The sequence below is a fragment of the Streptomyces sp. NPDC018947 genome, assembly GCF_044390505.1.
GTDB lineage: Bacteria > Actinomycetota > Actinomycetes > Streptomycetales > Streptomycetaceae > Streptomyces.
Window position 1 is genome coordinate 196,414 of the sequence record NZ_JBIRZD010000011.1, and the last position, 18,762, is coordinate 215,175.

General features: G+C 74.4%; 21 protein-coding genes. 17 read left to right on the forward strand and 4 right to left on the reverse strand.

The genetic code is table 11. From position 1 onward, the window contains the following. Nucleotides 1-20 precede the first annotated feature (20 nt). Together glmS and ACH499_RS22040 are read left to right on the forward strand one after the other, a co-directional pair. Entirely contained in the window at nucleotides 21-1,868 is a 1,848-nt protein-coding gene (gene glmS, locus ACH499_RS22035) for a glutamine--fructose-6-phosphate transaminase (isomerizing) (protein ID WP_399017709.1), read from the forward strand. Between the two features lie 18 nt (nucleotides 1,869-1,886). After that, complete coding sequence (locus tag ACH499_RS22040; RefSeq protein WP_356197807.1) at nucleotides 1,887-2,258, forward strand: holo-ACP synthase; 372 nt, start codon at nucleotides 1,887-1,889, stop codon at nucleotides 2,256-2,258. A 252-nt stretch (nucleotides 2,259-2,510) separates the two neighbouring features. Here ACH499_RS22040 and ACH499_RS22045 read toward each other — a convergent pair whose 3' ends face one another. Beyond that, nucleotides 2,511-3,173 (reverse strand): helix-turn-helix domain-containing protein, encoded by a 663-nt coding sequence (locus tag ACH499_RS22045; protein ID WP_399017711.1) that lies wholly within the window; start codon nucleotides 3,171-3,173, stop codon nucleotides 2,511-2,513. Nucleotides 3,174-3,283: 110 nt separating this feature from the next. Between ACH499_RS22045 and ACH499_RS22050 the strand changes: the two genes are divergently transcribed. The 5 genes from ACH499_RS22050 to ACH499_RS22070 all read left to right on the forward strand — a co-directional run bounded on the left by ACH499_RS22050 (nucleotide 3,284) and on the right by ACH499_RS22070 (nucleotide 8,405). Continuing rightward, the gene (locus tag ACH499_RS22050; RefSeq protein ID WP_399017713.1) at nucleotides 3,284-4,735 is read left to right on the forward strand and encodes an NAD(P)H-hydrate dehydratase; all 1,452 of its coding nucleotides are present in this window, start codon (nucleotides 3,284-3,286) and stop codon (nucleotides 4,733-4,735) included. Nucleotides 4,736-5,052: 317 nt separating this feature from the next. Further along, the gene (gene alr, locus ACH499_RS22055) at nucleotides 5,053-6,219 is read left to right on the forward strand and encodes an alanine racemase (protein WP_399017715.1); all 1,167 of its coding nucleotides are present in this window, start codon (nucleotides 5,053-5,055) and stop codon (nucleotides 6,217-6,219) included. 89 nt (nucleotides 6,220-6,308) lie between these two features. Continuing rightward, nucleotides 6,309-7,529, forward strand: a complete 1,221-nt coding sequence (locus ACH499_RS22060; protein ID WP_399017717.1) for an alpha/beta fold hydrolase — start codon at nucleotides 6,309-6,311, stop codon at nucleotides 7,527-7,529. 65 nt (nucleotides 7,530-7,594) lie between these two features. Further along, nucleotides 7,595-8,116, forward strand: a complete 522-nt coding sequence (gene tsaE, locus ACH499_RS22065; protein ID WP_356197816.1) for a tRNA (adenosine(37)-N6)-threonylcarbamoyltransferase complex ATPase subunit type 1 TsaE — start codon at nucleotides 7,595-7,597, stop codon at nucleotides 8,114-8,116. 133 nt (nucleotides 8,117-8,249) lie between these two features. Beyond that, nucleotides 8,250-8,405, forward strand: coding sequence for a hypothetical protein (locus ACH499_RS22070; RefSeq protein WP_399017719.1), 156 nt, complete (start codon nucleotides 8,250-8,252; stop codon nucleotides 8,403-8,405). A gap of 19 nt (nucleotides 8,406-8,424) precedes the next feature. Here ACH499_RS22070 and ACH499_RS22075 read toward each other — a convergent pair whose 3' ends face one another. Further along, complete coding sequence (locus tag ACH499_RS22075; RefSeq protein ID WP_356197822.1) at nucleotides 8,425-8,979, reverse strand: hypothetical protein; 555 nt, start codon at nucleotides 8,977-8,979, stop codon at nucleotides 8,425-8,427. A gap of 159 nt (nucleotides 8,980-9,138) precedes the next feature. On the opposite strand from ACH499_RS22075, the gene tsaB reads away from it, so the two are divergent. Genes tsaB through ACH499_RS22095 form a run of 4 tightly spaced genes read left to right on the forward strand, consistent with a single transcriptional unit; the run spans nucleotide 9,139 to nucleotide 11,732 of the window. Continuing rightward, a complete protein-coding gene (tsaB, locus tag ACH499_RS22080; protein ID WP_399017722.1) occupies nucleotides 9,139-9,792 on the forward strand; it encodes a tRNA (adenosine(37)-N6)-threonylcarbamoyltransferase complex dimerization subunit type 1 TsaB in 654 nt (217 codons plus the stop codon). Continuing rightward, nucleotides 9,789-10,355 carry a ribosomal protein S18-alanine N-acetyltransferase gene (gene rimI / locus ACH499_RS22085; RefSeq protein ID WP_399017724.1) on the forward strand — a complete coding sequence of 189 codons (567 nt, stop codon included), beginning with the start codon at nucleotides 9,789-9,791 and terminating at the stop codon, nucleotides 10,353-10,355. Before tsaB ends, rimI begins: the two co-directional genes overlap by 4 nt. Beyond that, entirely contained in the window at nucleotides 10,348-11,448 is a 1,101-nt protein-coding gene (gene tsaD, locus ACH499_RS22090; protein ID WP_399017726.1) for a tRNA (adenosine(37)-N6)-threonylcarbamoyltransferase complex transferase subunit TsaD, read from the forward strand. The genes rimI and tsaD overlap by 8 nt, the downstream gene beginning before the upstream one ends. Continuing rightward, the gene (locus ACH499_RS22095) at nucleotides 11,445-11,732 is read left to right on the forward strand and encodes a hypothetical protein (RefSeq protein WP_356197829.1); all 288 of its coding nucleotides are present in this window, start codon (nucleotides 11,445-11,447) and stop codon (nucleotides 11,730-11,732) included. The genes tsaD and ACH499_RS22095 overlap by 4 nt, the downstream gene beginning before the upstream one ends. Here the strand turns inward: ACH499_RS22095 and ACH499_RS22100 are convergent. Beyond that, nucleotides 11,721-11,906, reverse strand: a complete 186-nt coding sequence (locus tag ACH499_RS22100) for a hypothetical protein (protein WP_399017728.1) — start codon at nucleotides 11,904-11,906, stop codon at nucleotides 11,721-11,723. The two genes, ACH499_RS22095 and ACH499_RS22100, sit on opposite strands and share 12 nt — an antisense overlap. A 350-nt stretch (nucleotides 11,907-12,256) precedes the next feature. Between ACH499_RS22100 and ACH499_RS22105 the strand changes: the two genes are divergently transcribed. From ACH499_RS22105 to ACH499_RS22115, 3 genes are all read left to right on the forward strand, one after another. Next, entirely contained in the window at nucleotides 12,257-13,330 is a 1,074-nt protein-coding gene (locus ACH499_RS22105; protein ID WP_399017730.1) for an LCP family protein, read from the forward strand. Nucleotides 13,331-13,459: 129 nt separating this feature from the next. Beyond that, entirely contained in the window at nucleotides 13,460-13,816 is a 357-nt protein-coding gene (locus tag ACH499_RS22110) for a YciI family protein (RefSeq protein ID WP_356197837.1), read from the forward strand. A 44-nt stretch (nucleotides 13,817-13,860) separates the two neighbouring features. Continuing rightward, nucleotides 13,861-15,150: an RNA polymerase sigma factor gene (locus ACH499_RS22115; protein WP_399017733.1), complete on the forward strand. Its 1,290-nt coding sequence runs from the start codon at nucleotides 13,861-13,863 to the stop codon at nucleotides 15,148-15,150. A gap of 9 nt (nucleotides 15,151-15,159) precedes the next feature. Here the strand turns inward: ACH499_RS22115 and ACH499_RS22120 are convergent, their stop codons facing one another. Then, nucleotides 15,160-16,335 (reverse strand): methyltransferase domain-containing protein, encoded by a 1,176-nt coding sequence (locus ACH499_RS22120; protein ID WP_399017735.1) that lies wholly within the window; start codon nucleotides 16,333-16,335, stop codon nucleotides 15,160-15,162. A 90-nt stretch (nucleotides 16,336-16,425) separates the two neighbouring features. Here ACH499_RS22120 and ACH499_RS22125 point away from each other — a divergent pair, with 90 nt between their 5' ends. From ACH499_RS22125 to groES, 3 genes are all read left to right on the forward strand, one after another. Next, nucleotides 16,426-17,358, forward strand: a complete 933-nt coding sequence (locus ACH499_RS22125; RefSeq protein ID WP_399017737.1) for a polysaccharide deacetylase family protein — start codon at nucleotides 16,426-16,428, stop codon at nucleotides 17,356-17,358. Next, nucleotides 17,355-18,119 (forward strand): polysaccharide deacetylase family protein, encoded by a 765-nt coding sequence (locus ACH499_RS22130; protein WP_399017739.1) that lies wholly within the window; start codon nucleotides 17,355-17,357, stop codon nucleotides 18,117-18,119. Before ACH499_RS22125 ends, ACH499_RS22130 begins: the two co-directional genes overlap by 4 nt. Nucleotides 18,120-18,365: 246 nt before the next feature. Beyond that, nucleotides 18,366-18,674, forward strand: a complete 309-nt coding sequence (groES, locus tag ACH499_RS22135; RefSeq protein ID WP_356197848.1) for a co-chaperone GroES — start codon at nucleotides 18,366-18,368, stop codon at nucleotides 18,672-18,674. The last annotated feature ends 88 nt before the right edge of the window (nucleotides 18,675-18,762 follow it).

Here is an 18,762-nt window from a genome sequence, read left to right on the forward strand (position 1 = left end):
CTGACCGTAGGCTGCCGGTCATGTGCGGAATCGTGGGATACGTGGGGTCGCAGTCGGCACTCGATGTCGTGGTGGCCGGACTCAAGCGGCTGGAGTACCGGGGATACGACTCGGCCGGCGTCGCGGTGCTCGCCGACGGCGGGCTCGCCACCGCCAAGCGGGCCGGCAAGCTCGTCAACCTCGACAAGGAGCTGGCCGAACGCCCCCTGCCGGCCGCCGCGACCGGCATCGGCCACACCCGCTGGGCCACGCACGGCGGACCCACCGACGCCAACGCCCACCCGCACCTCGACAACGCCGGGCGGGTGGCCGTGGTCCACAACGGCATCATCGAGAACTTCGCGCACCTGCGGGCCGAGCTGGAGGAGCGCGGCCACGAGCTGGTCTCCGAGACCGACACCGAGGTCGTCGCCCACCTGCTCGCCGAGGAGTACTCCGCCTGCGCCGACCTGGCCGAGTCGATGCGGCTGGTGTGCCGCCGCCTGGAGGGCGCCTTCACGCTGGTCGCCGTGCACGCCGACGAGCCGGACGTCGTCGTGGGCGCCCGGCGCAACTCGCCCCTCGTGGTCGGCGTCGGGGACGGCGAAGCCTTCCTCGCCTCCGACGTCGCCGCGTTCATCGCCCACACCCGGGACGCCGTCGAGCTGGGCCAGGACCAGGTCGTCGAGCTGCGCCGGGACGGCGTGACGGTCACCGGCTTCGACGGCAGCCCGGCGGACGTGCGCTCGTACCACGTCGACTGGGACGCCTCGGCCGCCGAGAAGGGCGGCTACGACTACTTCATGCTCAAGGAGATCGCCGAGCAGCCCAAGGCGGTCGCCGACACCCTCCTCGGCCGCATCGACGGCTCCGGCACCCTGAGCCTGGACGAGGTGCGCATCCCGCCGCAGGTGCTGCGCGAGGTCGACAAGGTCGTCATCGTCGCCTGCGGCACGGCCTTCCACTCCGGGCTGATCGCCAAGTACGCCATCGAGCACTGGACCCGCATCCCCTGCGAGGTGGAGCTGGCCAGCGAGTTCCGCTACCGCGACCCCATCCTCGACCAGCGGACCCTGGTCGTCGCCATCTCCCAGTCCGGCGAGACCATGGACACCCTCATGGCCCTGCGGCACGCCCGCGAACAGGGCGCCAAGGTGCTGGCCATCTGCAACACCAACGGTTCCACCATCCCGCGCGAGTCCGACGCGGTGCTCTACACGCACGCCGGTCCCGAGGTCGCCGTCGCCTCGACGAAGGCGTTCCTGACCCAGCTCGTCGCCTGCTACCTGGTCGCCCTCTACCTCGGCCAGGTGCGTGGCACGAAGTACGGCGACGAGATCCGGGACGTGGTTCGCGACCTCTCCCGGATGTCCGGCGCGGTCGAGCGGGTCCTGGAGACCATGGAGCCGGTGCGGGAACTGGCGCGCTCGCTCTCCCACAAGAACACGGTGCTGTTCCTGGGCCGGCACGTCGGCTACCCCGTCGCGCTCGAAGGCGCCCTGAAGCTCAAGGAGCTGGCGTACATGCACGCCGAGGGCTTCGCGGCGGGCGAGCTGAAGCACGGGCCGATCGCGCTGATCGAGGAGGACCTGCCGGTCGTCGTGGTCGTCCCGTCGCCGCGCGGCCGTTCCGTGCTCCACGACAAGATCGTGTCGAACATCCAGGAGATCCGCGCCCGGGGCGCCCGGACCATCGTCATCGCCGAGGAGGGCGACGAGGCGGTCGTCCCCTACGCCGACCACCTCGTCCGCGTCCCCGCGACGCCGACGCTGCTGCAACCGCTGGTCGCCACCGTCCCGTTGCAGGTCTTCGCCTGCGAACTGGCCACGGCCCGCGGCAACGAGGTGGACCAGCCGAGGAACCTGGCGAAGTCGGTCACCGTGGAGTGAGGTTCTAGGCTGCCCGGCATGAGCATCATCGGGGTCGGGATCGACGTGGCCGAGATCGAGCGGTTCCGGGCGTCGCTGGAGCGCACGCCGGCCATGGCACGACGGCTTTTCCTGGACAGCGAGTTGCTGCTGCCGGGCGGCGAACGCCGGGGCGTCGCCTCGCTCGCCGCCCGCTTCGCGGCGAAGGAGGCGCTGGCCAAGGCCCTCGGCGCGCCGGCGGGACTGCTGTGGACGGACGCCGAGGTGTACGTCGAGGACAGCGGGCGGCCACGGCTGCGGGTGACCGGGACGGTGGCGGCGCGGGCGGCGGAACTGGGGGTGAGGTCGTGGCACGTGTCGCTGAGCCACGACGCGGGGGTGGCCTCGGCGGTGGTGATCGCGGAGGGGTAGGCCGGGGGGTGGGGGCTCGCGGGGACCCGGGGTCGCGGCCGGTGCCGGGTTCGTGGGCTGCGCAGGGCGGCCCGGGGACGGGGCTCCAGGTCTCGGTGGGTCGCGGCCGGTGCCGGGTTCGTGGGCGCGGAGGGTGGTCGGGGGCGGGGCCCGTCCGCCGAGGTGTGCCGGAGGCGGGGCTGAAGAGGGCGGCCCGGGGCCCGTACGGCTGTCGCCGGTTCCGCGCGACGGGGAGGTCCCGTCCGGGTGTGCTCAGTCCTTCGACGGCTGGACCCGGGGGCGCATGCGCTCGCCCTGGGCGCCGTACAGGGCGAGCCACTCGACGGGGCGGTCGCCCGCGTTGGCGGTGCCGTGCGGGACGCGCGTGTCGAACTCCGCCGTCTCGCCGGCCGTCAGCACGAGGTCGTGGTCGCCCAGGGCGAGGAGGAGCCGGCCGGAGAGCACGTAGATCCACACGTGGCCCTCGTGCGAGCCCTGTTCGGGGCGGGCCGTCCGCCCGGCCGCCCCGGCGGGGAGGACCTGCTTGTACGCGTGCAGCCCGCCGCCGAGGTACTGGGTCAGCGGGATCCAGGTCTGGCCGTTGCCGTGCACGAAGGGGCGCGGGTGGACCCTGGGGTCGCCGGTCTCGGAGCCGACCAGTTCGTCCAGGGGGAGGCGGTACGCCCTGGCCAGGGGCAGGAGGTGACGCAGCGTCGGCTCCCGCAGGCCCGACTCCAGCCGGGACAGCGTGCTCACCGAGATCCCCGTCGTCGCGCTCAGCCGCGCCAGCGTCGTCCCGCGGGCCCGGCGCAGGGCACGCAGGCGCGGGCCGAGGGCCGCCAGTACGGGTGCCGTCAGGTCGTCGTCCGCCGGGCCCTCCCCGGCCCGGGGACCGTCCGGGCCGCCGGCGTCCGCACGGTGATCGTCTTCGCCCATGGGGTCATTTGCCGCCCCGGCAAACGCGTCTGTCAAGCGAGCCCCGGCCGAGTGCCGACGCGACCGGTGCGGTCCGTGACGTTCGCGGCGGACAGGGAAGACTCGACCCCATGCGGACTGCGTACAGCGTGGAGACGGTCAGGACGGCCGAACGGGAGTCGATGGCACGGCTGCCGGAGGGGGCCCTGATGCAGCGGGCGGCGGCCGGGCTCGCCGCCGCCTGCGCGGAGGTGCTCGGCCGCGTGGCCGGGCGGGTCTACGGCAGCCGGGTCGTGCTGCTGGTCGGCAGCGGCGACAACGGCGGTGACGCCCTGTACGCCGGGGCGCGGCTCGCGCGGCGCGGGGCGGGTGTGACGGCGGTGCTGCTGACGCCCGGGCGCGCGCACGCCGGCGGGCTCACGGCGCTCGAGCGGGCCGGCGGGCGCGTCGCGGCGGACGGCGCGGGGGAGCGGCTGATCGAGCGCGCCGACCTGGTCGTGGACGGCATCGTCGGGATCGGCGGCCGGGGCGGGCTGCGGGCGGAGGCGGTGCCGCTCGCCGCCGCGGCCGGACGGTCACGGGCCGCGGTCGTCGCCGTGGACCTGCCGAGCGGGGTGGACGCCGACACGGGGGAGGTACGGGGGGAGGCGGTCCGGGCCGACCTGACGGTGACCTTCGGCACGCACAAGCCGGGGCTGCTGGTCGATCCGGCGCGGGAGTACGCCGGGTCGGTGCGGCTGGTGGACATCGGGCTGGCCCTGCCGAACGACGCGGCCGAACTGGAGGCGCTCCAGCACGCGGACGTGGCCCGGCTGCTGCCGGTGCCGGTGGCGGAGAGCGACAAGTACCGGCGCGGTGTCGTCGGCATCGCCGCCGGGTCGGCGCGCTATCCGGGGGCCGCCGTGCTCGCCGTCTCCGGGGCGCTGCGGGGCGGGGCCGGTGCGGTGCGGTACGTCGGGCCGGCCGGGGACGCGGTGATCGCGCGGTACCCGGAGACGCTGGTGTCGGACCGGGGGCCCAGGCGGGCGGGGCGCGTGCAGGCGTGGGTCGTCGGGCCGGGTGCCGGGGACGACGCCGCGACCGTGGCGGAGGTGCTGGAGGCCGAGGTGCCGGTGCTGATCGACGCGGACGGGCTGCGGCTGGCGGACGCGGAGGCGGTGCGGGGGCGTACGGCGCCGACGCTGATGACGCCGCACGCGGGGGAGGCGGCGGCGCTGCTCGGGGTGAGCCGGGAGGAGGTCGAGCGCGCTCGGCTGGCGGCGGTGCGGGAGCTGGCGGGGCGGTACGGGGCGGCGGTGCTGCTGAAGGGGTCGACGACGGTGGTGGCCGGGGCGGGGGGACGGGGGGTCGTACGGGTCAACGCCACGGGGACGTCGTGGCTCGCCACGGCCGGGAGCGGGGACGTGCTGTCGGGGGTGGCGGGGTCGTTGCTGGCGGCGGGGCTGTCGGCGGTGGACGCGGGGAGCGCGGGGGCGTATCTGCACGGGCTGGCGGGGCGGTTGGCGGCGCGGGGGGCGCCGGTGGGGGCGCACGAGGTGGCGGAGGCGGTGCCGTTGGCTTGGCGGGACGTGCGGGGGGTTTGAGCGGGGGGTCGGTGGACGGTGCCGGGGCGGGGTGTCGGTGTGGTCCGGCGTTTCGTCGGGTGCCGCCGGCTGCGGGGGTGGGTGCGCTGTCCGGCGCCGACAGGGTGCCGCTGCGCCCACCCGTGCCGCCCCGGGGGTACCTCCCAGGCCGTTCAGGCACTGGGGGAGCCGCGACTGCCCGCGGCTCGGACGGCTGCGGCGGTGCGGATGCGCCGCGCCGGCCGGGGGGCGGCGGGTCTCCCCGTGGTGGGGTTGCCCGAGGTACGTACGGCGGTGTGCGGACTGGGGGATCGGGGCTCTGAGAGACTGTGGGGACGATGAGTGAGACTTCCGCCCAGTGGGGCGCGTCCTTGCGGGGCCGTGCCGAGATCGATCTGGCCGCACTGCGGGCCAACGTGCGCGCGCTGCGTGAACGGGCGCCCGGTGCGGCCCTCATGGCCGTCGTCAAGGCCGACGCCTACGGCCACGGCGCGATCCCCTGCGCCCGCGCGGCCGTCGCCGCGGGCGCGACCTGGCTCGGCACCGCCACGCCGCAGGAGGCCCTCGCGCTGCGTGCGGAGGCCGGACTCCCCGACGACGTGCGCATCATGTGCTGGCTGTGGACGCCCGGTGGCCCCTGGCGGGAAGCCGTCGAGGCCGGTCTCGACGTGTCCGTCAGCGGCATGTGGGCCCTGGACGAGGTCACCGCGGCGGCACGACAGGCCGGGCTTCCCGCACGCGTGCAGCTCAAGGCCGACACCGGCCTCGGCCGCAGCGGCTGCCAGCCCGGCGGGGACTGGGAGGAACTGGTCCGCGAGGCCCTGCGCGCCGAGAGCGAGGGCCTGCTCCGCGTCACCGGACTGTGGTCCCACTTCGCCTGCGCCGACGAGCCCGGGCACCCCTCCATCGCCGCCCAGCTCACCCGCTTCCGGGAGATGACGGCGTACGCCGAAGGGCAGGGCGTGCGCCCCGAGGTGCGCCACATCGCCAACTCGCCGGCCACGCTCACGCTCCCCGAGTCCCACTTCGACCTCGTACGCCCCGGCATCGCGATGTACGGCGTCTCGCCCAGCCCCGAGATCGGCACCCCCGCCGACTTCGGACTGCGCCCCGTGATGACGCTGTCCGCCTCGCTGGCCCTGGTCAAGCAGGTCCCCGGCGGCCACGGCGTGAGCTACGGGCACCACTACACCACCCCCGGCGAGACCACCCTCGGCCTCGTCCCCCTCGGCTACGCGGACGGCATCCCGCGCCACGCCTCCTCCAGCGGCCCCGTGCTCGTCGACGGCAAATGGCGTACGGTCGCGGGCCGGGTGGCGATGGACCAGTTCGTCGTCGACCTGGGCGGGGACCGGCCCGGGCCCGGCGCCGAGGCGGTGCTGTTCGGCCCCGGCGACCGCGGTGAGCCGACCGCAGAGGACTGGGCCCAGGCGGCCGGCACCATCGCTTACGAGATCGTCACCCGGGTCGGAACACGCGTCCCGCGCGTCTACGTCGACAAGTGACGCGTCCGTCCACGGCGTGACCCCCACGTCCAGGTGAATCAGCGACCAGCGGGCATCGCGCAGCGGCCCGGCGAAGAGGAGCGGAGCACGTGAGCGAGAGCAACGCGGAGGCCGTCGCGGCGGCCGTCGCCTCCGCCACGGAGGCCGCCACCGACGCCGCCGCCGGGGGCTGGCGCCGGGCGACCGGTATCGCCGGGGTGGCGATAGGCGTCGTCGCGGCGGGCGCGGCGGCCGGGGTGGCGATAGAACGGCTCACCGTCGGCCGCGGAATGCGCCAGAAGGCACGGCTCGCCCTCGATTCGGCGGGCCCGTACGGCGAACTGCGCGGCACCCCCGGCAAGGCGTACGCCGACGACGGCACCGAGCTGTGCTACGAGGTCGACGACCTCGCCCCGGAGACCGAGTCCGCGCTCACCCGGCGCCGCCGGCGTCTGTTCGGCCGCAGGGAGCCCGCCCCGGTCACCGTCGTCTTCTGCCACGGCTACTGCCTCAACCAGGACTCCTGGCACTTCCAGCGGGCCGCGCTGAGGGGCGTCGTGCGCACCGTCCACTGGGACCAGCGCAGCCACGGCCGGTCCGGGCGGGGCGTGTCCCAGGTGCGGGACGGCGAGCCGGTCACCATCGACGAACTGGGCCGCGATCTGAAGGCCGTCCTGGACGCGGCCGTGCCCGAGGGACCGATCGTGCTGGTCGGGCACTCCATGGGCGGCATGACCGTGATGGCCCTGGCCGACCAGTTCCCCGGCCTGATCGGCGAGCGCGTCGTGGGCGTCGCCCTCGTCGGCACCTCGTCCGGCCGGCTCGGCGAGGTCAACTTCGGACTGCCCGTGGCCGGCGTCAACGCGGTCCGGCGGGTGCTGCCCGGTGTGCTGAAGGCCCTGGGGCAGCGCGCCGAGCTGGTGGAGAGGGGGCGGCGGGCGACGGCCGACCTGTTCGCCGGGATCATCAAGCGGTACTCGTTCGCGTCCCGCGACATCGACCCGGCCGTGGCCCGGTTCGCCGAGCGGATGATCGAGTCGACGCCGATCGACGTGGTCGCCGAGTACTACCCCGCCTTCAACGACCACGACAAGACCGCCGCCCTCGACCGCTTCCGCGGCGTCCCGGTGCTGGTGCTGGCCGGGGTGCGGGACCTGGTGACGCCCAGCGAGCACAGCGAGGCCATCGCCGACCTGCTGCCGGACGCCGAGCTGGTGCTCGTCCCCGACGCGGGGCACCTGGTGATGCTGGAGCACCCGGAGCTGGTCACCGACCGCCTCGCCGACCTGCTCGCCCGCGCGCACGAGAGGGCACGCGGCACCGCGGTGTGACTGTCCGCACCGCGACCGCGGCGGGACACGGGCGGGCCGCCGGGCAGCGGCTACCGTTGACCGTTATGGAAGCAGCAGCACCGCGGGGCCCGGCCGGGCCCGCCCCCGCCGTCGAGATCACCGTCACCTCCCCCGAGCAGATGAGGGAGCTGGGCCGCAGCCTCGCCAAGCTGCTGCGCGCCGGTGACCTCGTGATGCTCAGCGGGGAGCTGGGCGCGGGCAAGACGACGCTCACCCGGGGGCTCGGCGAGGGCCTCGGCGTACGCGGCGCCGTGACCTCCCCGACCTTCGTGATCGCCCGTGTGCACCCCTCGCTCGGCGACGGCCCGCCGCTCGTCCACGTCGACGCCTACCGGCTGTCCGGCGGCCTGGACGAGATGGAGGACCTCGACCTCGACGTCTCCCTCTCCGACTCGGTGATCGTCGTGGAGTGGGGCGAGGGCAAGGTGGAGGAGCTGACCGAGGACCGGTTGCAGCTCCGGATCCACCGGGCCGTGGGCGACACGACCGACGAGGTGCGCCACGTGACGCTGACGGGGCTCGGCGAGCGCTGGGCGGCGGTGGACCTGAGCGTGGCGACCGCCTGAGCCCGGGCCGCCCCCGTTTCCGACAAGACGTCGGCAAGATATTGCCATTCGGGTCTTTCCCGTGGTCACATGGTATCCAGCTCGTAGTTAGGCATGCCTAACCACGTCCGCCCCCGATCTTCAGGAGGCGTCCATGCCGGAGCCCGTGACCCAGCCGCCCACCGGCGCCGGGGTGTCCATGGAGGAACTGCTCAGGGCCTGTGCCGCGGCGGCCGCGGTCTCCACGCCGCCGCGCACGCCGGAACCGGAGGCGCACCGCCCCGTCCGGGAGCACCGCGAGGCCGCCTGACCCGTCGGGGGCCGGCGGCTCAGGGGATGACGACGATCCGCTGGCCGATCGTCGCGAACCGCCACATGGCGTCGCCGTCCGCCCGCGACTCCCGGATGCCGCCGGTCCGCACCCCCGGATCCGGCTTCGGCGGCGAGTCGTCCACGGCCGCGCTGAACCCGATGACCACACCCTTGACGCTGGTGAAGCGCACGACGTGCTCGACCGGGACACCGTCCGACCCGGTGATCCGCTTCGAGCGGGACATCACCGCGTAGGTGCCCGGCACCGGGTCGACCGCGCCGGGGGTGACCTTGAAGGTGTGCCGGATCCTGTCGCCGGCGCCGACCAGCCACACCCGGTCGTCGTCCAGCGAGTACACCACCCGTTCGCCCCTGCCCGACCCGAGGGGCAGGGCGTCCGGGTGCCGCGCGTCACGGGGCGCCTTGGAGGCACCGGGGGCGGGGGAACTGCTCGCGTGCGCCCGGACCGGACCGGCCGGGGCGTGGGACGAGGCCTGGTAGGCGAGGTAACCGACCGTGCCGAGGGCCGCCGCCATGAGCGCGGCCACCATGCCGGCGCTGCTGCTTGCCACTGGGACCACCTAGGCGTCGTACGTCGAACTCGTGCGCCGCGTCGCCGCCACGGAGGGTGCGAGGATGGTGACGCGGCGTGCTTCCCGGCGACCGTAGCAGCAGGGGGCCGTCCGACCCGGTCGTCCGACACGGGCCCGCGGGCGCCGTAGGCTGTTTGCGTGCTCTTGCTCGCTCTGGATACCGCCACGCCCGCCGTGACCGTCGCGCTGCACGACGGTACGGACGTCATCGCCTCGTCGAGCCAGGTGGACGCACGCCGCCACGGTGAGCTGCTGCTGCCCGCCGTCGACCGGGTGCTCGCCGAGGCCGGTCTGCGCCTGGACGCCGTCACGGGCGTCGTCGCCGGCATCGGCCCCGGCCCGTACACGGGACTGCGCGTCGGCCTGATGACCGCGGACACCTTCGGGCTCGCGCTCGGCGTGCCCGTGCACGGCCTGTGCACCCTGGACGGCCTGGCGTACGCCACCGACCTGGAGGGGCCCTTCGTGGTGGCGACCGACGCCCGCCGCAAGGAGGTCTACTGGGCGCGCTACGCCGACTCGCGCACCCGCCTCACCGACCCGGCGGTCGACCGCCCCGCCGACATCGCGGGCCGGGTCGCCGGACTCCCGGCCGTCGGCGCGGGCGCGCTGCTGTACCCGGACACCTTCCCGCGTGTGCACGAACCCGAGCACGTGTCCGCCGCCGCCCTGGCCTGCCTGGCCGCCGAGAAGCTGGCGGCCGGCGAGGAACTGCCCGCGCCCCGGCCGCTCTACCTGCGCAGGCCCGACGCCCAGGTCCCCAAGAACTACAAGGTGGTCACCCCGAAGTGACCGAGCCCGTGACGCCGCCCCAGAGTGCCGAACTGCGCGAGATGCGCTGGTGGGACATCGACCCCGTGCTGCGGCTGGAGCGGGAGCTGTTCCCGGAGGACGCCTGGTCGCGGGGGATGTTCTGGTCCGAGCTGGCCCACGCGCGAGGACCGGGCGCGACCCGCAGATACGTCGTCGCGGTGCTCCCGGGCACCGACGGCGAGGACGGCGGCGAGCGGATCGTCGGGTACGCGGGACTCGTCGCCTCCGGCGAGCAGTCCGACGTGCAGACCATCGCCGTCGCCCGCGACCACTGGGGCACCGGACTCGGCGCGCGGCTGCTGACCGAACTGCTGCGCGCGGCGACCGCGTTCGAGTGCACGGAAGTGCTGCTGGAGTGCCGGGTGGACAACACGCGAGCGCAGCGGCTCTACGAGCGCTTCGGCTTCGAGCCCATCGGCTTCCGGCGCGGCTACTACCAGCCGGGCAACGTGGACGCCCTGGTGATGCGCCTGACCACAGCGCCCGACGGCGGCCCCGCCGCGGGCGCCGACCCCGTACAAGGAACCGACAACCATGGCTGACTCACGCGACGAACCTCTCGTACTGGGGATCGAGACCTCCTGCGACGAGACCGGCGTCGGTGTCGTGCGCGGCACCACCCTGCTGGCCGACGCCGTCGCGTCCAGCGTCGACGAGCACGCCCGCTTCGGCGGCGTCGTCCCCGAGGTGGCGAGCCGCGCCCACCTGGAGGCGATGGTCCCCACCATCGACCGCGCGCTGAAGGAGGCGGGCGTCAGCGCCCGCGACCTCGACGGCATCGCCGTCACCGCCGGCCCCGGCCTGGCCGGAGCCCTGCTGGTCGGCGTCTCGGCGGCGAAGGCGTACGCCTACGCGCTCGGCAAGCCCCTGTACGGCGTCAACCACCTCGCCTCGCACATCTGCGTCGACCAGCTCGAACACGGCCCGCTGCCCGAGCCGACGATGGCGCTGCTGGTCTCCGGAGGGCACTCCTCGCTGCTGCTGTCCACGGACATCACCTCCGACGTCCGTCCGATGGGCGCCACCATCGACGACGCGGCCGGCGAGGCCTTCGACAAGATCGCCCGCGTGCTGAACCTGGGCTTCCCCGGCGGCCCGGTCATCGACCGGTACGCGCGCGAGGGCGACCCGAAGGCGATCGCGTTCCCGCGCGGGCTGACCGGCCCCCGCGACCCCGCGTACGACTTCTCCTTCTCCGGGCTGAAGACGGCCGTGGCCCGCTGGATCGAGGCCAAGCGGGCGGCGGGCGAGGACGTGCCGGTGCGGGACGTGGCGGCCTCCTTCCAGGAAGCGGTCGTGGACGTGCTGACCCGCAAGGCCGTACGGGCCTGCAAGGACCAGGGCGTCGACCACCTGATGATCGGCGGCGGCGTGGCCGCCAACTCCCGGCTGCGAACGCTCGCCCAGGAGCGCTGCGAGGCGGCCGGCATCCGACTGCGCGTACCGCGGCCCAAGCTGTGCACGGACAACGGCGCGATGGTCGCCGCGCTCGGCGCCGAGATGGTCGCCCGCGACCGGGCCGCCTCCGACTGGGACCTGTCGGCCGACTCGTCGCTGCCGGTGACCGACCCGCACGTGCCGGGACACTCGCACGACCACGTGCACGAGGTCGGCAAGGAGAACCTGTACTCGTGACCGTCGCCCTGATGTGGGAGGCGCGGGCCGTGCCCGGCCGGGGCGAGGACCTGCTGGCCTGGGCCCGCGCCCAGCCGCTCGCCGCCGAGCCCCTGCGCCGCGAGACCCTGCGCGCCCCGCAGGACCGCGTCCTCGTCATCACCTGGTGGGACGCCGACTACGACGCCGACCTCCCCGAACTCCCGGAACCCGACGGCGGGCTGACCACCCGGGCGGTGCACCGGTGGCGGTTCGAGTCGGTGGACGGGCCCCTCACAGACCCAGGGCCGCCGTCAGGGACGTGAGACAGGGAAGTTGTTCTGGCCGCTGACCGGCCCGTTGATGTTGTACGTCTGCTTCATCACGCTCTCCTGGGCGGGGCGCAGGGCGGACGTGTCCACGTTGTGCTCCGTCAGGAACCGCTCCGTGGCCCGCAGGACAGCCTGCTGGATCCGCTGGATGACGTCCTTGGCGTCCATGCGCTGGGTGTGGTCCCCTCCCGGTCGCGGGCGGCCGCGGCGGCACGGAGCGTCCCGTACGCGCCGTGGTCGAAGTAGCTGCGGGGGCCCACCGCTCCATCAGTCCCCCTCCTGGCGAGCAGCCGCAAGGTAGAGGGGGGATGCCCCGCACGGTGCCGGGACGAAACACCGTCGGCGCGGGCGCGCGCCGGAAACGGGACGGCGCGGCCTCCCGCCGCGTCCCGCGGAATCTGAGAATTTCCGCAGAATGCCGTCGGCGTCTGTCCCCGTCCCATTATTCGGACTTATGTTCCTCCCAGGTGGGGGGCCCGTGTGGGGCGCGGGCGAACGGGACGGGCGGGGGCTGAGGCATGGTGGCGCGGGCTGGGCGGGACGGGTACGCGGAGGAACGGGGGAGCGGGCGCGCGGGGGAGCGGGACGGCCGGGCGAGGGGGCTCAGGGCCGCGGGCCTCGCCCTGGCCGGTGCGCTGCTGCTGGGGGCCGCCGCGGCGGGCTGGGCGTACTGGCATCTGAACGGCAACATCAGGAGCGTCGACATCAACGGCGCGCTCGGCGACGACCGCCCCGCACGGCCGGTCACCGCGCCCTCCGCCGCCGCGTCCGAGGACCCGCCGCCCACCGGCGCCCTGAACATCCTCGTGCTCGGGTCGGACTCGCGCGGCGGTGAGGAGAACCGGGAACTGGGCGGCGGCGACAGCGAGGGCGCCCGCTCCGACACGGCGATGGTCGTCCACCTCGACCCCGGCCGGACCTCCGCCACCGTCGTCAGCATTCCGCGCGACACGCTCGTCACCCGCCCGTCCTGCCCGCTGCCGTCCGGCGGCACGACCCGCGAGGCGCAGGGCGCGATGTTCAACACCGCGTACGCCCTGGGCGGCCCGGTCTGCGCGGTCAAGACCGTCGAGACGCTCACGGACGTCCGCATGGACCACTACATCGAGATCGACTTCTCCGGCTTCGCCCGCCTGGTCGACGCCCTCGGCGGCGTCACCGTCACCACCGACGCCGACATCGACGACGACCGCAGCCACCTCCGGCTGGACGCCGGCACCCATCACCTCGACGGCACCCAGGCCCTCGGGCTGGCCCGCACCCGGTACGGACTGGCCGGCGGCAGCGACCTCGCCCGCATCGAGCTCCAGCAGAAACTGGTCAGGGCACTGCTGGAGCGGATCTCCGACGCCGGCCTCCTCACCGATCCCGCGAAGCTGTACCGGGTCGCCGACGCCGTCACCGGCAGCCTCACCACCGACACCGGCCTGGACTCGCTGGGCGAGCTGACGGACCTCGGCCGCAGCCTGTCGGGACTGTCGGCGGACGCCGTCCGCACGGTGACGATGCCGGTCGTGCCGGCGCCCTGGGACGACAACCGGGTGGTGGCACGGGAGCCGGACGCCCGGGAACTGTGGGAGTCACTGCGCTGACCTGCGCGGACGCGGTCCGGAAAAATTCTCCAGAATTTTTCGGCGGGGGTGTCGATCCCCGGCCCCGCCGTTCGACGCAGGGGTGAGAGGCCGGGAAGGACCGGCCGGCACACCGAACGAGGAGTCACCATGCCCCGCTACCTGTCGCTCGTGCGCATCGACGAGAACAACGCCCCCGCCGAGGGCCCCAGCCCCGAGCTGATGCAGCGGATGGGGGAGCTGATGGAGGAGATGACGAAGGCCGGCGTCCTGCTGGACACCGCCGGGCTGACCCCCACGGCCCAGGGCACCCGCGTCCACTACGAGGGCGGCGACCTGTCCGTCACCGACGGCCCGTTCACCGAGTCCAAGGAGGTCGTCGGCGGCTACGCGCTGATGCAGGCCAAGGACATGGCCGAGGCGATCGAGTGGACCAAGCGCTTCCTCAAGGTCCACGAGGAGCACTGGACGGTCACCTGTGAGGTGCGGGAGATCATGGAGGGCTGACTTCCGCTTTGCCCCGGGTCCTGGAGGGTGTTGCATGGTGGGTTGTGCAGCCACAGCCCACCGCAGCCCCGCCCGGAACCGCCCGCCCCGACCGGGCCGCGGACGCCATCGAGACCGTGTTCCGCCTGGAGTCGCCCCGCGTCATCGCCACCGTCGCCCGCCTCGTGCGGGACGTGGGCGTGGCCGAGGAGATCGCGCAGGACGCCCTCGTCGCGGCCCTGGAGCAGTGGCCGCGGGAGGGGGTGCCCGACAACCCCGGCGCCTGGCTGACGACCACCGCCCGGCGCCGCGCCGTCGACCTGATCCGGCGCCGGGAGACCTACGCCCGCAAGCTGGCCGAGATCGGCCGGGACCTGCCGGCCGCCGCGCCGCCGCCCGAGGAGCCCGCCGACCCGGACGGCATCGACGACGACCTGCTGAGGCTCGTCTTCACCGCCTGCCACCCGGTGCTGTCCGCCGAGGCCCGCATCGCCCTCACCCTGCGTCTGCTCGGCGGCCTCACCACCTCCGAGATCGCCCGCGCCGTCCTGGCGCCCGAACCGACGGTCGCCCAGCGCATCGTGCGCGCCAAACGCACGCTGGCCAGGAAGAACGTCGCCTTCGAGGTGCCGTACGGACCCGACCGCGAGGCCCGCCTCGGCTCCGTCCTGGAGGTCATCTACCTGATCTTCAACGAGGGGTACGCGGCCACCGCCGGGGACGACTGGCTCCGCCCGGGTCTGTGCGAGGACGCCCTGCGCCTGGCCCGCGTGCTGTCCGCCCTGATGCCCAAGGAAGCCGAGGTGCACGGCCTGACCGCGCTGCTCGAGTTCCAGGCGTCCCGCACCGCCGCCCGCACCGGCCCCGACGGGGAACCCGTCCTGCTGAAGGACCAGAACCGCAGCCGCTGGAACCGCATGCTCGTCGCCCGCGGCATCACCGCCCTCGACCGCGCCACCGCGCACGCGGCCGGCGCCCCGGGCCCGTACGTGATCCAGGCCGCCATCGCCGCCTGCCACGCGACGGCGTACCGCTACGAGGAGACCGACTGGCCGCGCATCGCCACGCTGTACGGGATGCTCGCCGCCCGCGCCCCGTCCCCGGTGGTCGAACTCAACCGCGCGGTCGCCGTGTCGATGGCCGAGGGACCCGCCCCGGCCCTCGCCCTCGTCGACGCCCTCGCCGCCGAACCCGCGCTGCGCGGGTACCACCTGCTGCCCAGCGTCCGCGGCGACCTCCTGCTGCGCCTGGGGCGCACGGCCGAGGCCCGGGCGGAGTTCGAACGGGCCGCGTCCCTGGCCCGCAACGAACGCGAACGCGAGCTGCTGGTCCGCCGGGCCGAGGAGTGCGGCTGAGCGGGCGGTTCAGCGCGCCGGGTGCCCGATCAGCATGGACGGCGCCCCCGCGACACGGGTCAGGAACACCGTCGCCGCGTTCGGCCCCTGGGGCCTGACCTTGCGGCGCAGCTCCTCGGGCTCGACCGCCGACCCCCGCTTCTTCACGGTCAGCGTGCCGACCTCCCGCTCGCGCAGCAGCGCCTTGAGCTTCTTGACGTTGAACGGCATCCGGTCGGTGATCTCGTACGCCGTCGCGTACGGCGTCGGCCGCAGCGCGTCGGCGGTGACGTACGCGATGGTCGCGTCGAGCAGCCCGCCGCCGACCTGTTCGGCGACCTCGGCGACCAGATGGGCCCGGATGACGGCGCCGTCGGGCTCGTACAGATAGCGGCCGGGCGTGCGGACCTCCGGGTCGGGCAGGCCGGTGCCGAGCAGGGTGCGGGGCCCCGGCAGCAGCGTGGCCCGCACGGCCCCCGGCGCGGTGCCGAACCACAGCACCGCCTCCTTCACGTCCCCGCCGTCCGAGATCCACTCCGCCTCGGCGTCCGCGGGCACCGCCTCGTGCGGAATGCCCGGCGCCACCTTGAGCGCGGCGGCGCGGGACGCGGTACGGGCGGCCTCCACGGCCCAGGACAGCGGCGGCGAGTAGGCCTCCGGGTCGAAGATGCGGCCCCGTCCGCCGCGCCGCGCCGGGTCGACGAAGACGGCGTCGTACCCGGCGGTGTCCACCTCGGTGACGTCCGCCTCGCGCACCTCGATCAGACCGGTGAGCCCCAGCGCCCCGGTGTTGGCGCGGGCCGCCGCGGCCGTCACCGGGTCGCGGTCGACGGCCAGCACCCGGATCCCTGCGCGGGCCAGCGCGATCGCGTCACCGCCGATGCCGCAGCACAGGTCGGCGACGGAGGTCACGCCCAGCTCCGCCAGCCGGCCGGCCCGGTACGCGGCCACGCTCGCCCGCGTCGACTGCTCCACCCCGTTCGGCGTGAAGAACATCCGGCCGGCGTCCTCCGGCCCGAACTTGGCCGCCGCCCGCTGCCGCAGCCGCGCCTGACCGAGCGCCGCCGACACCAGGCCGGCCGGGTGCTCGCGGCGCAGCCGGGTGGCGACCGCCAACTCCCGCGCGGGGTCGGTGTCGCGGACCTCGTCGAGCAGGGCGCGGCCTTCGGGGGTGAGCAGGGCGAGGAGGGCGTCGAGGTCGTTCACCGGCCCATTGTGGGCCAGTCGGTGGATGGTGTGCGTCCGGCGCGGTGTCGGGACGGGGGCCGGGGCCCGGGGCTGCGAGGATCCGGCACCATGCGAGTAGTCGTACAAAATGACAAATGCCGGGCATCTCGGGTGGCGTCGTCGCGTGTCCGCCTGCGCGGCGGCCTCGCCGTCCTCCTCCTCGCCGCCCTCGCCACCGGCTGTGCGCAGGACACCTCCGAGGTGCGCGGCGCCCCCGGCCGGGAGCCCCTCGAGGCACCTCCGGCCCGCGCCCTCGACGCCTACGCGTCCAAGCTCCGCGCGGCGCAGGCCGCCCGGGTCGCCGCGGCCAAGCGCTGGAACCTCGCGCGGGTCCCGCTGACCGCGCCGGCGCCGCCCGCGCGCAAGCCGCTGATCACCGCCCGCAAGGGCTTCGAGGTGGACGGCCAGGAGAGCCTCCCGCCGGTCTTCACCACGGTCCCCACCAAGGAACGGATCGTCTTCCTCACCATCGACGACGGCGCCGAGAAGGACCCGGCGTTCCTGCGCATGATGAGCGAGCTGAAGATCCCGTACTCGGTCTTCCTCACCGACAAGGAGATCAGGGACGACTACGGCTACTTCTCGAAGATGCAGGCCCGCGGGGTCACCCTCAGCAACCACACGCTGAACCACCCCTACCTCCCCGCGCTCTCCTACGAGGAGCAGCGGCGGGAGATCTGCGGCATGCAGGACGTGATGGAGGAGCGGTACGGAACCCGCCCCGTCCTCTTCCGCCCGCCCTACGGCAACTACAACCGCGACACCCTGCGCGCCGCCAAGTCCTGCGGCATCCGCTACGCGCCGATCTGGAACGAGGAGGTCTACGTCGACCACTGGGAGTACCGCGAGTGGGACCGGGACCTGCACCCCGGCGACATCGTCCTCAGCCACTTCCGCGGCCGCGGCGCCTGGGACGGCACGATGACGGACATGGCCCGCCGCTTCCTGGACCGCGTCACGGCCGAGGGATACGCCGTGGCCCGGCTGGAGGACTACCTGTGAGGCGCGGGCGCCTCCGGCCGGCCGGGGCCGCCCTGGCCGCCGTACTGCTCGCCGGCTGCGCCCCGTTCTCCGGCCCCGGCGCCGCGCCCCCGGCCGGGAAACCGGCCCGGGCCGGCGGGCAGGGCCAGGAGATGCCGCCCGTCCTGGACCACGTCCGCACCGCCGACCGGGTCGTCTTCCTCACCTACGACGACGAAGCCGGCCGCGATCCCCGCCTCACCGCCCTGCTCCGCGAACGGCGGCTCCCCGTCACGCTGTTCCTCACCGACGCCGTCGCCGGACCGGCCTACGGCGACTTCGCCCGGCTGCGCTCGGTCGGCGCGGGCCTGCAGAACCACACCCTCGACCACCGCTCCCTGCGCGGCCTGCCCTACGCCGGCCAGCGCGCCGAGATCTGCGGGCAGCAGACCAAGCTCGGCTCCCGCTTCGGCGTCCGCCCCCACCTCCTGCGCCCGCCCCACGGCCGGTACGACGACACGACCCTGCGCGCCGCCGCCGACTGCGGCATCACCGCCGTCGTCCTGTGGCGGGCGGCGCTGGCAGACGACGGCACCCTCGCCTACACCCGAGGCGAACACCGCCTGAGCCCCGGCGACATCGTGTCCGTCACGTCCCCGTCCCGCACGCCGGACCTGCTGCGGCGCATCGAGGAGCGGGGGCTGCGGGTGGCCCGCCTGGAGGACTACCTCCACTCCGGCCCGTCGGCGTTCGAGGGCGAGGCCGAAGGCCGGAGCGGGGGTCCGGGGCGCAGCCCCCGGTGACGCCCGCACGGACGCGTGGACGCGCCCGGGAACCGGCCTCAGCACCGGAAATCCGGCCGACGCGCCGCGGGCATTGGCACTCCGCTTGACCGAGTGCTAATCGCGGTCATAGTCTCGGCTCTGGCACTCCCCCCTGGAGAGTGCCAACAAAGCGACGGGCAGGTCCGGCACCCGCGACGACGGATCGACCTGGTCGCCACCTCAGACAGTTAACCCCGTGAGATCTCCGAAGGGGGAGGTCGGATCGTGACGACCGCCAGCTCCAAGGTTGCCATCAAGCCGCTCGAGGACCGCATCGTGGTCCAGCCGCTCGACGCCGAGCAGACCACGGCTTCGGGCCTGGTCATTCCGGACACCGCCAAGGAGAAGCCCCAGGAGGGCGTCGTCCTGGCCGTGGGCCCGGGCCGCTTCGAGGACGGCAACCGTCTTCCGCTCGACGTCAAGGTCGGCGACGTCGTGCTCTACAGCAAGTACGGCGGCACCGAGGTGAAGTACAACGGCGAGGAGTACCTCGTCCTCTCGGCCCGCGACGTGCTCGCGATCATCGAGAAGTAAGACCCGGCCGACTCACCTCGACTCTGCCGAAGCTGCGCCCCTGGCCCCCGCGACCGATAAGAAGCCGGGCGCGAGGGGCGCAGTCAGT